The organism is Paraburkholderia hospita, from assembly GCF_002902965.1.
In the GTDB taxonomy this organism is placed as follows: domain Bacteria; phylum Pseudomonadota; class Gammaproteobacteria; order Burkholderiales; family Burkholderiaceae; genus Paraburkholderia; species Paraburkholderia hospita.
Genome location: NZ_CP026107.1, coordinates 225,304 through 240,584 on the forward strand (window position 1 = coordinate 225,304; position 15,281 = coordinate 240,584).

12 protein-coding genes are annotated in these 15,281 nt (G+C 60.6%); 10 read left to right on the forward strand and 2 right to left on the reverse strand.

Annotation, left to right across the window (positions count from 1 at the left end; genetic code table 11):
• Positions 1-75: 75 nt before the first annotated feature.
• Positions 76-417, reverse strand: coding sequence for an H-NS family nucleoid-associated regulatory protein (locus C2L64_RS34205; RefSeq protein WP_007584385.1), 342 nt, complete (start codon positions 415-417; stop codon positions 76-78).
• Positions 418-805: 388 nt separating this feature from the next.
• Between C2L64_RS34205 and C2L64_RS53540 the strand changes: the two genes are divergently transcribed.
• A complete protein-coding gene (locus tag C2L64_RS53540; RefSeq protein WP_007738576.1) occupies positions 806-964 on the forward strand; it encodes a hypothetical protein in 159 nt (52 codons plus the stop codon).
• 110 nt (positions 965-1,074) lie between these two features.
• Here C2L64_RS53540 and C2L64_RS34210 read toward each other — a convergent pair whose 3' ends face one another.
• Positions 1,075-2,862: a hypothetical protein gene (locus tag C2L64_RS34210; protein WP_007584387.1), complete on the reverse strand. Its 1,788-nt coding sequence runs from the start codon at positions 2,860-2,862 to the stop codon at positions 1,075-1,077.
• 130 nt (positions 2,863-2,992) lie between these two features.
• Between C2L64_RS34210 and C2L64_RS54580 the strand changes: the two genes are divergently transcribed.
• The 9 genes from C2L64_RS54580 (at position 2,993) to C2L64_RS34255 (ending at position 15,277) form a co-directional block, all read left to right on the forward strand.
• Positions 2,993-3,529 carry a hypothetical protein gene (locus C2L64_RS54580; protein ID WP_176133805.1) on the forward strand — a complete coding sequence of 179 codons (537 nt, stop codon included), beginning with the start codon at positions 2,993-2,995 and terminating at the stop codon, positions 3,527-3,529.
• 987 nt (positions 3,530-4,516) lie between these two features.
• Positions 4,517-5,098: a type VI secretion system contractile sheath small subunit gene (gene tssB, locus C2L64_RS34220; protein ID WP_007584390.1), complete on the forward strand. Its 582-nt coding sequence runs from the start codon at positions 4,517-4,519 to the stop codon at positions 5,096-5,098.
• A gap of 66 nt (positions 5,099-5,164) precedes the next feature.
• Entirely contained in the window at positions 5,165-6,673 is a 1,509-nt protein-coding gene (gene tssC, locus C2L64_RS34225) for a type VI secretion system contractile sheath large subunit (protein WP_007584392.1), read from the forward strand.
• 68 nt (positions 6,674-6,741) lie between these two features.
• A complete protein-coding gene (locus C2L64_RS34230; RefSeq protein WP_007584394.1) occupies positions 6,742-7,230 on the forward strand; it encodes an Hcp family type VI secretion system effector in 489 nt (162 codons plus the stop codon).
• A 67-nt stretch (positions 7,231-7,297) separates the two neighbouring features.
• Positions 7,298-7,753 (forward strand): type VI secretion system baseplate subunit TssE, encoded by a 456-nt coding sequence (gene tssE, locus C2L64_RS34235; RefSeq protein WP_007584396.1) that lies wholly within the window; start codon positions 7,298-7,300, stop codon positions 7,751-7,753.
• Between the two features lies 1 nt (position 7,754).
• Positions 7,755-9,512 (forward strand): type VI secretion system baseplate subunit TssF, encoded by a 1,758-nt coding sequence (gene tssF, locus C2L64_RS34240; protein WP_007584398.1) that lies wholly within the window; start codon positions 7,755-7,757, stop codon positions 9,510-9,512.
• Entirely contained in the window at positions 9,467-10,609 is a 1,143-nt protein-coding gene (tssG, locus tag C2L64_RS34245; protein WP_039900814.1) for a type VI secretion system baseplate subunit TssG, read from the forward strand. The genes tssF and tssG overlap by 46 nt, the downstream gene beginning before the upstream one ends.
• An 11-nt stretch (positions 10,610-10,620) precedes the next feature.
• Entirely contained in the window at positions 10,621-13,347 is a 2,727-nt protein-coding gene (gene tssH / locus C2L64_RS34250) for a type VI secretion system ATPase TssH (protein WP_007584402.1), read from the forward strand.
• Positions 13,348-13,351: 4 nt separating this feature from the next.
• Positions 13,352-15,277: a type VI secretion system Vgr family protein gene (locus tag C2L64_RS34255; protein ID WP_086908998.1), complete on the forward strand. Its 1,926-nt coding sequence runs from the start codon at positions 13,352-13,354 to the stop codon at positions 15,275-15,277.
• Positions 15,278-15,281: the final 4 nt, after the last annotated feature.

Here is a 15,281-nt window from a genome sequence, read left to right on the forward strand (position 1 = left end):
ACGCGGAGACCCACAGGGCCTCCTGGGGCATCTTAACGCCTATCGACGGCCCCCCACCTGATGCTTGCCCCCCCTTCAGGCTGCCTCCACACCTTCGCTTTTGATTGATGCCAATCTGGTGCCAGCGAACGGGTCATCGCACCTTTTCACTCTGGTGAGCTTGTCTGAAGCCTCAACCTGCGGACGCTCGACCACGAAATGCTCGAGGGATTGACCAGCACTGGTTGCCTGAATTATCCATTGCGGCGAAGCGCCTCGACCATCCCACGTGTGACCGAACGCATCCCGATACCGGATCGCTCTCAGTCGTTCCGTGTCTGCGGCCATTGATACAGCGATGTCTTCGGGACGGGTACCGAACTCGGTCATCCGCCGGCGCAGATAAGCCACTATGCTTTCTCGCTTTCTTTCGTCCATATATTTTTCTCTGCTCAAGGCGTTTGTCGGTAAGTAGATGGTTGCAAAACGCACGCCTCGAAAATAGCACGCAAGCCATTCGCACCGCAGCGACGAAGAAGGGTAGGCGTTGCAAAGGCAATATACGAGTTGCCGTGTTGACGACGAACCCGGTAAAACAACGACTGTCCTCGAGGTAGCTCGCTCTGTCCGCCGGGGCGCCGACGAATGCTGGTAAGTGCTGACGTTCGGCGCCTACCGCACAGTCATAGGCTGAGTGAACTTGATCGGGCGCAGAACGTAGCCGTGCATGAAATGCGTCACGCAGGTGGGCCAGATTCACCATGCAGTCTGTAACGAAGGATTATACGGACACGCCTCGTGTCTCAGTCTAAATTAGAGTGGCACCATGCGTTACAAGATTCTGTCAGGCTCAAGCATGACTTTCGGGGCCAGGCAGTTGGGCGAGGACATTGTTGATTTCAATACGCTTCTTTTCGAGCACGTTGGCGCGTTCTATCGCGAGCTTCTCGAGAAGGCTGACGGCTCGATGATATGTATTGCATGACAGCTTTCGGAACACCGTTTCTAGCGACAAAAGGTAATGAAGGGGAGGACGTCGTCAATTTGAAGGCACCAGACTGTGCTGACCGGCCGCCTGCGCTACGCGCCTAGCTTCTAGCTCGCGGTGACGAACGCAACGGCTTTTCCGGCCATCGTATCCTGCCTATGATGGTGCACAGCGTGATCGAGCAGCCCTTGTATGCTGCCGCGTGTTTCCGTCGGGCTCGCGCGGAACTTAAAACCGGAACTTTGCAGATACTGCGCGCCGAAAGCCTTGAGCCGTGAGAAATAGGCCGCTCCACTGTTATACGTCGCTCGGTCGACTACCTCTCTGCCACCTTCGTTTTCGTCTCTAAACAGGTTTGCCATTGTCATCAGGCTGCCACAGATGCCTGTGTTTAGCGTGAGCATGGGGATCAGCGGGCTGGCGTCGCAGCCTTCCTGGAAGAAGGTCGTGAACCGGTCCACGTCATGGATGATGCCGCCCTTATCCGGGTCCATGTTCGGCTGAAACTCCAGGCCGTTCGGGCCCGGATCGCGCGTCGCCAGTTCACGTTCCTCAAGATAGAACTCGCGTGCCTTCACGAGAAACGCGTGGATCTTGCTTTGCTCCCACAGCCGGAAGGCAAACTTCACGAGCCACTCGACACCCGTGACGATGGCTGAAACGAGGCTGCCAGCACCGGGCAAGAAGGAACTGAGCGCCATCGACACTGCACCCTTCAGGGTGGTCCACAGGCCCTGGAAAATGCCTTTTTGCATTTCGCCTTCAAGCGCTGCCGCAATCAGCTCGGGATGCCCCGCGTTCAGCACGATTCGGCGTCGCTCAAGCCACGCGCCCACCTTTTCTGCTGCAGCACGCAAGGTCTTGACGATACCCGCGCCGAGATCCATGGCGGCTCCGACGAACGGTGCCGCGCTAGCGAGGCACTGCGTCACGACAATCTTGATCAGCGAACGGACGATGCCGCCGGACAGCGTGAATGTCGAGGCCGACGCACCGAGCAACGCGCTCTTGATTTTCTCGAACGCCCAGGTGACAGCGCTTTCTATTTCGCGTCGCAGGTTGTTGAGCGTCTCCGTAACGGCGACGACGGCCGCACCGGCCACGGTGGCTGGAAGCACCCACGGATTGAGGAACAGTGCCGGGTCGTCCTTGACCATTTCAAAGCCAGCCCTGGTCGTCGGATAGGTCCACGTCACCTTGGACTTGATCGGCCCGCTGTCGGCGTTATCCATGAGCGGCCTGACGGTACCTGTTGGCGACCATCGCCGCTCTCTGCCGAGCGGCTGACTGATGCCGAACGTCTCGTCGACTTTTTTGCCTATCTTCGGTACCGTTTTTGCAACAGTCGAGGAGGCACTGACAATTGCCTGTGCAGAGACCTGGTGTCCTCCTGCATTCACATGCTTGCTGGCCTGACTGACGCTGTTCAGATGGTCAACGTTCGCAGCGAAGCCGGATCCAACTGCGCCGCCAACGGCGGCCACGCCTTCCATGGCGATGTTGAAGCAGTTCATGTCGATGTCGATATTGCCCAACAGGTAAAGCACGCCGTAGCGCGAGTGTGGGATATCGAACGACCGGATTCTGTTGCGTGCTGCAGCGGCTGATGCACGGGCGGGGGCAACGGCTTTTGCCTCTTCGTAGATGTATTGCATCAGTCCACCGCTTTCGGTGTTGCGCGAAACCTTGGACCAATCGCCGCCTTTCTCTGCCAGATAATCGTCGAGTGCATCGCGCAGGGTAGCGGCCTTGAGCGGATCGAAGCGGGCTGTGCACCAGGCGGCGTACGCAGCATCGACGCGGCTCGTGCTCGCGCTACGTGAACTGAACGTCAGCGCTGTGCGACGGATCCACTCGCTCGCATTGACGACAATTAACGGCCCTTTTGCGCCCATATCCTGCTCCCCGTATCGCGATTGTTGATCTATTGATCTATCCAGCTCGTGGGCAGCAGTATAGCCGTTACATCGCTGCAAAAAATCATCGGACGCTTCGAGCGGATTTTTTCAACGAGCTTTCTTTGCATTGCTGATCAACGATCTCCGCATAAGAGCGAGTGCCGAACACACGATGCTAGCCGTCGAGCGAAGTCCGCTGCTCAATTTCCTGAAGTTCATGCATGAGATCTTGCACCCAGTGACGCTGATAGTCGTTGAGATGTCGCGATTCGCAGAGGACATCGAGCCTGTTTTGCCAATAGCCCGTTATGGCGCCGCCGCGGCGAAAAACGAACGCTCTCATCACTCGACTGAGATGCGCGATGTCTTGTTCAACGAGCGTGTTTGCTTGCACCTCTTGACCGTCCTCGCGGCGACACCTGCGGTTGTAAAGCGTTGGCGCCGCGAACAATACATGGGTCGCAAAGCAACATCAACCGCTTGCCCATTGTCGTTTTCCCTGGACGAACGATCGACATCACGAGTTGCGGGACTCTCGTGTTGGGAAACCATCCATGTAAAGTCTGATGCGCGACTATTAATGCAGAGCGCGCGATTTATTGATATCGGGCCTGTTGTCTTTTCCCGTCGCCTCAATGGCGACGGCAGCCGCCCGATCAGTTGAATGACGAGATCGCAAGAGTTCTATTTCTGAAAAGACGTTCTTGTGGCGGCTAGCACCATTTGGTCAAACGGCTCAGGCGCTGCCGCACACACATCTCTCGTTCCCTCGCCAGACATGGCTGAGCCGTGCACGCCTGAACATATGAATCTCAAAAAACAGTCTTCTTTTTGTGCTTGTAAAGCGCACTAAATAGTCAATAATAAGTCGGGCAATAGAATGTATTTAGTAATAGAAACCTACCGACAACTTTATATGGAAGCGTGCATTATCTGGTCAATCTGGATGTAAATTGACCGGAAAAACGGCATGACGTCTACCTGTTTCCGTTGACGGTTTCCAAAGTGCTAACCAGTACGGTGCAAAGTTTGTCTTACCAAATGTCTCAAGCGCAGGCGGTTCTGTCTTGGTTAGCGAATACCAACCATTCACCGTACGTTCGTCCTTTTTCCTGTGGGTGAAGTGGCAAGGAAATCTGGTACGACGGTGACGCAGTCACCATTAATACAACGTCAAAAAATCTCTCTCATGCCCGCGAAAACTTGTCTTGTAGCTGAAAAAAAGCTGTGGTTTAATCCTGCCTGATTAAAAAGACCGGTGAACGAGTACCGATCGTGCTTTAGTTCAATACGGCCTTAAAAGAAGTTCCGGTTTCTTTCAGTATGGCCAACTACTCCTGACCAAGGTAGTGCTTCTGGCCCGTAAGAAATCGCGGGGGCGAGCGCCATTAATACTGCTACCGGCGCTCGATACGGCAGCCTTCCATCCAAGTAAGGCGCGCCTGGCCCGTCGTAGTGGGTAGCCTGATTCAAAGAATTATTAAAGAAGGGCGCCCAGGTTGACGACATCCTGTCAGCGGGGGCCGCGCGCACGTATGCCGCGACTGCGATCCCGCGCTCTTCGAATCCAAATTTGCAAGGTGCCCATCGCTCGCGGGCTATGCGGGCGAGTTGTTTTCCTAAACACACTCGTGCTTTTCCGGAGAGGTTCATGTCGAATAGTTTGCAGAAGTGGGTGGGACGCAATCGTCCGCCGCGGGTTCAGATCACCTACGACGTAGAAGTCGGCGACGCGGTTGAGAAGCGCGAGCTTCCTCTCGTGGTCGGTTTGCTCGCGGATCTCTCGGGGCAGCCTGCAACGCCGCTTCCCAAGCTCAAGGAGCGCCGCCTGGTCGATATCGATCGCGATAACTTCGATGAGATCATGGGCAAGATCGTTCCGCGCCTCGATCTCTCCGTGGCCGACACGCTAAAGGGCGAAGGCAACATCAAGGTCGAGCTGAAGTTCGAGAAGTTCGACGATTTCCATCCGGAAAGCATCGTCAAGCAGGTGCCGCGCCTCGCGAAGCTGCTTGAAGCACGTCAACAACTGCGCGATCTGCTCGCCAAGCTCGACGGCAACGACGAACTTGATTCGATGCTTGAGCGCATTGTGCAGAACAGTGAGGAACTGAAGAAAGTTCAAAGTCAGGCGCATGCCAGTGATACCCCCGCAGCTGCTTCGGCAGCACCCGCGGCGAGCGATGCAGCTGCCGAACCGGCCGCTCCCGCCGAGGACGCACCTACGGCCTAAAGGTATCGGACGAGAGCCTGATTTGCCCTTACTTGTGGGCGCAACGAACTTTCAAAGGTGATTCAGATGGCAAGCAACACTGCGGCCGGCGCGGCCGCGCGCGAAACACAGACGCTCGAAGCTTCCGCGGGTGCGGAACTGAGCCTGCTCGAGCGCATCGTTCATGAAGGCAACATGGCCGTCGAGCCGTCGCAAAGCAGCTACGCCAAAAAGCTGATCGGCCAGCTCGCTTCGCAGATTCTCGACGAAGGCATGCGCACGAGCCCGGACAAGAGCGTCGTCGCGATGATCAACGAACGCGTAGCCGAGATCGACAAGTTGCTGTCGGACCAGCTCAACGCGATCATGCACGAAGAAGCGTTCCAGACGCTCGAAGCGTCGTGGACAGGCCTGCATGACATGGTCTATGGCACGGAAACGGGACCGCAGCTGAAGCTGCGCCTGCTGAACGTGACGAAGAAGGAACTGCTCAAAGACCTGGAAACGGCTGTCGACCACGACATGAGCACGCTCTTCAAGAAGGTTTATGAAGAGGAATACGGCACGTTCGGCGGTGCGCCGTACTCGCTGCTGATCGGCGACTACTCGTTTGGCCGCCATCCGCAGGACATCGCGCTGCTTGAGCGCATTTCGAAGGTGGCAGCCGCCGCGCATGCGCCGTTTATCGCGTCCGCGTCGCCCAGCCTGTTCGATCTGAAATCGTTTACGGACCTTGGCGTCACGCGCGATCTGTCGAAGACCTTCGAGAGCGCCGAACTCGCCGCATGGCGCAGCTTCCGCGACTCGGAAGATTCGCGTTACGTGTCGCTCGTGCTGCCTTCGTACGCTGCGCGTCTGCCGTATGGCGCGAAGACGAAGCCCGTCGAGAACTTCAACTTCGAAGAAGATGTCGACGGCACCGATCACAGCAAGTACCTGTGGGCGAACTCGGCCTACCAGCTTGGTCTGCGTATCACCGACGCGTTTGCCAAGTACAGCTGGTCGACGGCGATCCGCGGTGTGGAAGGCGGCGGCAAGGTCGAGAACATGGTCGCGCATACGTACAAGACGGGCGAAGGTGACGTCGTCCTCAAGTGCCCGACGGAAGTGACGATCACCGATCGTCGCGAGAAGGAACTGAACGACCTCGGCTTCATCGCGCTGGTGAATTCAAAGGGCTCGAACTTCGCGACCTTCTTCGGTGGCCAGACGGCCAACCGTCCGAAGGTGTACAACAAGGATGCCGCCAACGCGAACGCGCAGCTGTCGGCGCGTCTGCCGTACGTGCTCGCCGCATCGCGCTTCGCTCACTATATGAAGGTGATCATGCGCGACAAGGTCGGCAGCTTTCAGTCGCGCAGCGATATCGAAGCGTATCTGAACAACTGGATCGCTGATTACGTGCTGATCAATCCGTCGGCTTCGCACGCACAAAAAGCGCGATTCCCGCTCGGCGAAGGGCGCGTGGACGTCACGGAAGTTCCGGGCAAGCCTGGCGCATATCGTGCAACCTGCTTCCTGAAACCGCATTTCCAGATGGAAGAACTGACCGCGTCGATTCGTCTCGTCGCGGAACTGCCAGCAGCGGCAGCCTGATGTTCTGTCTCGCGCGGCCTCGTGCCGCGCGAAAACCCGAATACGTCACCTATTGATAAGAGCTAGTCATGGATACCGTTCTTCTTAAGATCAAGGACATCAAGGGCAATTCGACGCTTGACGGCGCGACCGACCAGATCGTGCTGTACTCGTATTCGATCGGCGTGCAAATGTCGATGAACCGCGACGTCGGTAACACGGAACGCACGATGGGCCGCCCGAGCTTCCAGGAATTCAGCCTCAGCAAAGCGACCGATCAGGCCACGCCGGCTCTGTATTCCGCTTGCGCTGCCGGCACCAAGCTCGGCGATGCGACGATTTCGATCGGCCGCAACGAGAACGGCAAGTTCATGTCGCTGCTGACGTACACGCTGAGCGACGCGATGATCTCGTCGATCGCGACCAGCGGCGGTGGCGAGTCCGCGGATAGCTTTTCGATCAACTTCTCGAAGATCACGACCGTTTATACGCAGCAGAACGTCGACTCGACCAAGAAGGGCACGGCCTCGTTCGGCTGGGACCTGTCGAAGAACATCTCGGCACCGCCGTCGGCCTGATCGTCGGCCTCACGCTGCAACCGGCCGTCAAAGCTTCACACTCAGTGTTACCTGGAGTACTCGCGCAATGCCGGCAATCGTCAGCGGTTCATCGATGCCACTGTTCGACCGCCTCGCCGCAAGCGGCGAGGCTCAGCTTCCAGGCGCCGATGCGCTGCGGGAGTCGGTTGCGCGCGAGCTCGGCAGATTACTCAACACGCGGTCGCGTTTGACGTTCGAGCAATTCGCAGCATGCGAAGGCACCGTGCTCGACTATGGTGTGCCGGACTTCTCCGAAAGGTCGTTGCATTCCGGTCCGGATCGGGACGCAATTGCCGCGGTTGTCAAGCGCGCGATCACGCTGTTCGAGCCGCGCCTTGCCAACGTTGCCGTGGGTTTTGTGTTTCCATCCGATCACTCGACGTACGCCGTTTTGACCATCGGCGCAGACATGCGCTCCGGTATCAATATCGCGCACGTCGCGTTCGAACTGGCCACTGACGGTCATACCGTAAGCTACGCCCGCAGCTCGGACGAAGGCTGACATGGCGCCCGACGATATCCTTCAATACTACAAGCGCGAACTGTCATACCTGCGTCTGCAAGGTGCTGACTTCGCTCGCCGTTATCCGAAGATCGCATCGCGGCTGGCGCTGCATGGCACGGAATCGCTCGACCCGCACACGGAGCGGCTGATCGAAGCGACAGCGTTTCTTGCCGCGCGGGTACACCGGGATCTCGATCAGGAGTTTCCGCAAGTCGCATCGGCGCTGCTCGACAACGTGTGTCCATCGCTCGTCCAGCCTGTACCGTCGATGACGATCGCGCAATTCGATCTCGACCCGACCCAGGGCAAGGTGACCGCCGGGTTTCTGGTGCCGCGTCACACCGGTCTGCAGGCTCGCACAGAAACGGGCGAGACGTGCCGGTTCCGCACGGCGTGGGACACGGTGCTGTGGCCGCTAAAGATCAGTCATGCTGCGTTCGGCGACGACTCAACGCTGCGCCTCACGCTGGAATGCTCGCCGGGCGTGGACTTTTCCGAACTCGAACTGAAGCAGTTGCGCATCCACCTCCACGGCGACTGGATGGTGACGATGCCGCTCTATGAATTGCTGGTGTCGGGCGTCGCGGATGTCTCCATTCGGCCCGACGGCCGCGCAGCGGCGACGCTGCTGCCGGCACGCGCGTGGCGCGAAGTGGGCTACGCGGAAACCGATGACGTGTTGCCGCGCCCACCCAACGCGCAGCCGGCTTATTCGCTGATGCAGGAGTACTTCGCCTTTCCGCGCAAGTTTCATTTCTTCGATCTGCATCATCTGGAAGGGCGGCTCGGATCGGGGCGTCGTTGCGAGATCGTGCTTCATCTCGATCGCGCGCCGCGCGGCCTCGGGATGCTGCGGGCCGAACATTTTCAGCTTGGCAGCACACCCATCGTGAATCTGTTTTCGCAGACGAGCGAGCCGATCGTCATCGACCATCGACACTATGAATACAGGCTCGTCGCCGATCAGCGGCGCGAGTCAATGACGGAAATTCATTCAATCGCGTCCGTCGTCGCGTCGGACCCGTCGACAGATCGCGTTGCAACGGTCCCGTGTTTTGCCGCCATCGACCACGTCGACACGAACGGCACCACCGTTTTCTGGTCGGCACGGCGCGAACACAGCCTGCGCGAAAACGTACTCGGCACGGACATGTTCCTGAGTTTCGTCAATGCCGCCAACACGCAGTCCGATCCAGGTGCGCCCGTGATCTACGCGAACGTGCTGTGCACAAACCGGCGGCTGGCGGAACACGTGCCCGTTGGCGCCCGCATGATGGTCGAGAAGGTGTCGCAGAACACGCGCGTGCGTTGTCTCTATGAGCCGACCGCGCAGCGCAGTCCGTCGCTCGGAAGCGAGACACTGTGGCGGCTGATTTCGCTGCTCACGCTCAACTATCACTCGCTGGTGAGCGGTGCAACGGGGCGGGCGCAATTGCAGGAGATGCTGCGGCTTTTCGCGTCTGATGGCACGCGTGAGCAGGACCAGATTCGCGGTATCCGTAGCGTGGAGGCGCGCAGCGTCACGGCGCACGTCGGCAGTGACGCATGGCGTGGCTACTGCCGCGGCACCGAGGTCACCGTCGAGTTCGATCCCGAGAGCTTCGTCGGCGGCTCGCCCTTGTTGATGGGCGCCGTGCTCGCCCGCTTCTTCGCGATGTACACGTCGGTCAATTCCTTTGTGCGGCTGGTCGTGCGCCGTGGAGACGAGATATGGAAGCAATGGGAGCCGATGACGGGCTGCCAGCAGCTGCTCTGATCGCCCTTCTCAAGGCGAATCCGCAGCGCTTCGATCTGTTCCAGGCGATCAGTCTGCTGGAACGGGCTGCGCCATGGGCGAGGCCGCTTGGACGCGGCAACGGGCATGGCGAGGCCGTGCGTCTTGCCGGCCATGTTTCGCTCGCGTTCGAGCCGAGCGACATCCGCAGCGTGCGCGAACATGTCGGGTCGCAAGACGGCGGCCACGCAGATGCCGCGAACGAAGACGGACACACATCGCGCGAGCGGCACGGAGCGCACGAAATGCACGCCAGCTATACGGTGTCGACGCCCGTGCTCACGCTGGCAGGCGCGAACGGTCCGCTGCCGATGGCCTATACGGAGCTGGTGCTGGCGCGGCGCGCCCAACGCGACACGGCGACGGCGGACCTGCTCGATATCTTCAACCACCGGTTTCTGTCATTCCTCTACCGCAGCCGCAAGAAGCACGCGCCGGGATTGAACTGGCGCTCGCCGCATGGATCCGCACTCGCGGCGGCGCTCGATGCGCTGAGCAATCTCGGGCTGCGCGCGGGCGTGAATGGCCCGACGCATGGCCCGCACGGCGAACACTTGTGGATGCGGCATGCGGGCCTGCTCGGCGCCGCGCCGCGTTCGATGACGGGCTTGTGCGCCATGCTCTCCGACCGTCTCGGTCTCAAGGTGCGCGGTGCACAGTTTGTCGGCGGCTGGCGTGAGATCGATGCCGCCGATTCGCTGCGACTCGCGCGCGCCGGTTCGCGCGCACCGCGTCTGGGCGGCGCGGCGGTACTTGGTCGTCGCACGTGGGACGAAGCGAATGGCATATGCATCGAGTTTCCCGAACTGACGAAGGCCCGCTTCGAAGCGCTGCTGCCCGGTGGCCGCGATCACGCGATGGCGGCCTGGCTGATCCGGTCGTATCTGCAGCAGGACTTCGACGTGCAGTTCGTGCTGCATCTCGCGCCACAACGCGTCGACTGCGCAGCGGGCGGTTTGCGCGCGGGCCGGCTCGGCTGGACCTCCTGGCTGGGCGGCGCGAGCAACGACACCCACACGCCGAAGCCGGTGCGCCTCGCGATGCGCGAAGCCGCCGTGCCCGCGCCGACGAATCTTTGAGAAAAACGCGCATGGACATCGATATCCGTACCCTGTTGAGCCGGCTCAATCCGGAATGCAAGCTTGCGATGGAGCAGGCGGCGCAACTGTGCGTGCGTCAGACGCATTACAACGTCGACGTCGAGCATCTTCTGTTGACGCTGCTCGAATCCGATGCGCCGGATCTGCGCGCGATTCTCGCGCACTTCGGTATCAAGCCTGAAACGCTTACCGCCCAACTTCAGAAAGCCGTCGATCTTTTCAAGCGAGGCAATGGCCGAACGCCTGCGCTGTCGCCGAATTTTTCTCCACTTTTCCAGGAAGCGTGGCTTCTGAGTTCGATGCTGCTCGGCGAACAGCAGATCCGTTCCGGCACGCTTGTGCTGGCGCTGCTTGAGGTAGATAGTCTGCGCGGCATGCTGCTCGAGTCCGCGCCGGCCCTGCTGAATGTTCCTCGTGCCAGTTTGCGTGAGCGCCTCAGCGTCGTGCTCGCCGGTTCGGCTGAAGATGCGGGCGCAGCACAGGCACGTGCGTCGACGGCACCGGAAATGGGGCAAGCCAGTGCAGCACCCACTGCCGCGTCGCATGCTCAAGGGGCAATGCCTTCCATGGCGCAAGGTGGCGGCGCGAGCCAGGGTCGCAAAACTGCGCTCGATCAATACACCGTGGATCTGACGGGCCTTGCGCGCGAAGGCAAGATCGACCCTATTCGCGGACGCGACGCCGAGATCCGGCAACTGATCGATGTGCTTCTGCGTCGCCGGCAGAACAACCCGATCCTGACGGGCGAGGCGGGGGTCGGCAAGACGGCTGTCGTCGAAGGCTTCGCGCAGCGCATCGTGCAAGGCGACGTGCCGCCCGCGCTGATCAACGTTTCTGTTCGCTCGCTTGACCTTGCGCTGCTGCAGGCGGGAGCGGGCGTGAAGGGCGAGTTCGAAAACCGGCTCAAGTCGGTGATCGCGGAAGTAAAGGCGTCACCTGTGCCCGTGATCCTTTTCATCGACGAGGCCCATCAGCTGATCGGCGCGGGCGGCAGCGAAGGTCAGGGCGACGCGGCCAACCTGCTCAAGCCAGCGCTTGCACGCGGCGAGCTGCGCACGATTGCCGCCACGACGTGGGCCGAATACAAGAAGTACGTGGAGCGCGATCCGGCGCTGGCGCGACGCTTCCAGGTCGTAAAGGTCGAGGAGCCGAGCGAAGCCGTCGCGATCGAGATGCTGCGCGGCATGGTTCAGAAGCTCGAAGAGCATCATGGCGTCGAGATCCTCGACGAGGCCGTGCGGGATGCCGTAAAGCTCTCACATCGCTACATCTCCGGGCGCCAGTTGCCGGACAAGGCTATCAGCGTGCTCGATACGGCGTGCGCGCGCGTCGCGATCGGCCAGAACGGCTTGCCCGAAGAGATCGAGGCACTCGGTCGCTCGCTCGATACCGCCGAAAACCAGCTTCGTATCGCGCGTCATGAAGCCGCGATGGGCGCTGACCGCGCCGATGCTCTCTCTGCAATCACGAAGCAGCTCGAAGACGAGCGTGCACAGCACTCGCGTCTCACCGAGAAACTCGCGACCGAAAAGCGCGCAGTGGAAGAGGTGCTAACGTGGCGAAAGAGGATTCGCGGCTATCTGGCGGATCAGAGCGGCGCGGCCGAGCCCGAAGAAGGTGAGTCGCTGACGGCGAATCTGTCGCGACTGGAGAAAGGGCTCGAAGCCGTGCAAAACGACGAGCCGATGGTCCCCGTGTGCGTCGATTCGGAAACGGTCGCGAAGGTGATATCCGGCTGGACGGGTATTCCCGTTGGCCGGATGCTCGCCGATGAATTGCATACGGTGCTCTACCTGCAGGACAAGCTTGCCGAACGCGTGGTAGGCCAGGACGAGGCGCTTGACGCCATCGCGCGCCGTGTGCGCACTTTCCGCGCCGATCTCGACGATCCAGGCAAACCCGTCGGCGTCTTTCTGCTCGTCGGACCGAGTGGCGTCGGCAAGACGGAAACGGCGTTTGCGCTCGCGGACCTGCTGTACGGCGGTGAGCGCAACATGATCACTGTCAATATGTCCGAGTTTCAGGAGGCGCATAGCGTCTCGGGGCTGAAGGGCGCGCCGCCAGGGTATGTCGGCTACGGCCGTGGCGGTGTCCTTACGGAAGCGGTACGACGCCGCCCGTACAGCGTCGTGCTGCTCGACGAAATGGAGAAGGCGCATCCGGATGTGCTGGAACTGTTCTTTCAGGTGTTCGACAAGGGCGTGATGGAGGACGGCGAGGGCGTCCCCATCGACTTCAAGAACACGCTGATCCTGCTCACGTCGAATGCGGCGCAGGACGTGATTACGGAAGCATCCCGCGGCGGCCGTCGCCCGCCGCCCGATGAACTGATCGGGAAGCTGCGCCCGGCGCTGCTGAGGCAATTCAGCCCGGCGTTTCTCGGCCGGCTCGTGCTCGTTCCGTACTACCACCTCGGCGACGCGCAGATCAACGCGATCGTCAATCTGAAGCTCGAACGGCTTGCGCAGCGCTTTACGCGCAACCATCTCGCGCAGCTGACGTGGGACGCGGATCTCGCCACGCTGATTGCACAGCGCTGCAAGGAAGTGGACAGCGGCGCGCGCAACGTCGACCACATTCTCACGCAATCGGTCCTGCCGGAACTGGCGCGCCAGGTGCTCGAGAGAATCTCGATATCGGAGTCGTTTGGCGGCGTGCATCTTGCGCTGGGCGCGACGGGCGACATCGAGTTCCGCTTCCTGCCGAAGGAGGCGTAAGCGCATGTCCACACTGCCCAGCCAGACGAACTGCTTCGCATCCGTCTCGACACCGTTCGGGACGGATGTGCTGCTGCTCGATGGTTTCGGGGGGCGTGAAGCCATATCGGAGCTGTTTCACTTCGATCTGCGCATGCGTTCGACGAACAAGGCGCTCGACCCGCAGCAGATCGTGGGAAAGAGTGCGACGGTGACGCTGAAAGATCACACTGGCGTCGCGCGCTATTTCAACGGCATCGTCACGCGCTTCGCGCATTCGGGCGCGGACGTGCAGTACGGTTTCTATTCCGCCGAACTGGCGCCGCGCCTGTGGCTGCTGACGCTCGGCCAGGACCGCGTCATCTGGCAGAACCAGAGTGCGCTCGACATCATCAAGCAGGTGCTGGGTACTTTTAGCGTGACCTTCGAGGACCGCACGAAGCACGGCAGCAACTACCTCGTGCGCGAGTATTGCGTCCAGTACGACGAGAGCGCGTTCCAGTTCATCTCGCGTCTGATGGAAGAGGAAGGCATCTTCTACTTCTTCACCTTCGCGGACGGCGCGCACACCATGGTGCTGGCGGACGATCCATCAGCACACGAAGCGACAGCGGCAGGCACGCTCTATTTCGCACCCGACTCGGGCGCCGGTCAGGCGGTACAGCGGCTTGGCGCATTCGAAGTGTCGCGTGGTGTGGTGGCAGGCGAGCACATCGTCAGCGACTACGACTACACACAGGCGGCCACGCTGCTTTCGTCGTCGAAGGGCGCTTCGAGCATTCCGACCGGGTCGCGCTTCACGTTCCCCGGCAAATACGTCGCCGCATCGCACGGCGACCAGATCGCCGGCACGCTGCTCCAGGCGCACAACGTCGCGCAGCAGACGGGACACGGCGCGGGCGGGTATTACGGCCTCGCGGCAGGCACCACCTTCACGTTGAGCGGCCATCCGGACAGCGCGCTGAACGTGAGCTATGTCGTGCGCGCCGTACGGCACGCCGCATCAAACCTGATGTATAGCAACGAGTTCGACGTCTTTCCTGCCACCGTGCCGTTTCGTGCACCGCTGCTTACGCCAAGACCTGTCGTGGCGGGGACGCATACGGCGAAAGTGGTGGGCCCATCGGACGAAGAGATCTGGACCGACGCGCAAGGGCGCATCAAGCTCAAGTTCTACTGGGACCGCACACCCGATGCCGACCAGAACAGCTCGTGCTGGGTGCGTGTCGCGCAGGCATCGGCGGGGCCGGGCTGGGGACATCTGTTCCTGCCGCGCATCGGGGAAGAGGTCGTGGTCAGCTATGTCGACGGTGATCCCGACCGCCCGCTCGTAACGGGTTGCGTCTACAACGGCACGAACGCCGTGCCTGTGACGTTGCCGTCGATGCAGACGCAGAGCGTGATCCGCTCCCGTTCGTCGAAGGGCGGCACAGCAGGCAATGAAATCCGCATGGAGGACAAGCTCAATTCAGAGGAGCTGTATGTCCATGCGCAGAAGGACATGACAGTCGAGATCGAAAACGCGCTCTCCACCACGGTCAAGGCAGGCGCGGAAACGCATGTGGTGCAGAAGGGCGATCGCAGCATCGAGGTCAGCGAGGGTAAAGAGACGCACACCGTCAAGGGCACGCGTACGGTCGACGTGACGGGCGATGAAACGCACACGAACCACGCGGGGTTCACGCACAACGTCAGCGGCAATCACACGCACAAGATCGACGGCAACTATACGTTGAAGGTAGGCGGCAATCTCGTGATCGAAGTCACCGGCTCGATCAGCATCAAGGCAGGGACGTCGTTGGCCAGCGAAGCGGGTACGTCGCACGCGAGCAAGGCGGGCACGACGCTCAGCACCGAAGGGATGACGGTTTCGCACAAGGCCTCGGCCACGCAGACCGTCGATGGCGGTGGCCAGCTCGCCCTCAAGGGCGGCATCGTCCAGCTCAACTGAGAAC

What these genes read in the sequence shown, in the direction of transcription:
- tssE (WP_007584396.1), top strand. Translation starts at nt 7,298, where the DNA reads ATGCCGGCAATCGTCAGCGGTTCATCGATGCCACTGTTCGACCGCCTC.
- C2L64_RS34255 (WP_086908998.1), top strand. Translation starts at nt 13,352, where the DNA reads ATGTCCACACTGCCCAGCCAGACGAACTGCTTCGCATCCGTCTCGACA.
- tssH (WP_007584402.1), top strand. Translation starts at nt 10,621, where the DNA reads ATGGACATCGATATCCGTACCCTGTTGAGCCGGCTCAATCCGGAATGC.
- tssF (WP_007584398.1), top strand. Translation starts at nt 7,755, where the DNA reads ATGGCGCCCGACGATATCCTTCAATACTACAAGCGCGAACTGTCATAC.
- tssG (WP_039900814.1), top strand. Translation starts at nt 9,467, where the DNA reads ATGGAAGCAATGGGAGCCGATGACGGGCTGCCAGCAGCTGCTCTGATC.
- C2L64_RS34210 (WP_007584387.1), bottom strand. Translation starts at nt 2,862, where the DNA reads ATGGGCGCAAAAGGGCCGTTAATTGTCGTCAATGCGAGCGAGTGGATC.
- tssB (WP_007584390.1), top strand. Translation starts at nt 4,517, where the DNA reads ATGTCGAATAGTTTGCAGAAGTGGGTGGGACGCAATCGTCCGCCGCGG.
- C2L64_RS34230 (WP_007584394.1), top strand. Translation starts at nt 6,742, where the DNA reads ATGGATACCGTTCTTCTTAAGATCAAGGACATCAAGGGCAATTCGACG.
- C2L64_RS53540 (WP_007738576.1), top strand. Translation starts at nt 806, where the DNA reads ATGCGTTACAAGATTCTGTCAGGCTCAAGCATGACTTTCGGGGCCAGG.
- C2L64_RS34205 (WP_007584385.1), bottom strand. Translation starts at nt 417, where the DNA reads ATGGACGAAAGAAAGCGAGAAAGCATAGTGGCTTATCTGCGCCGGCGG.
- tssC (WP_007584392.1), top strand. Translation starts at nt 5,165, where the DNA reads ATGGCAAGCAACACTGCGGCCGGCGCGGCCGCGCGCGAAACACAGACG.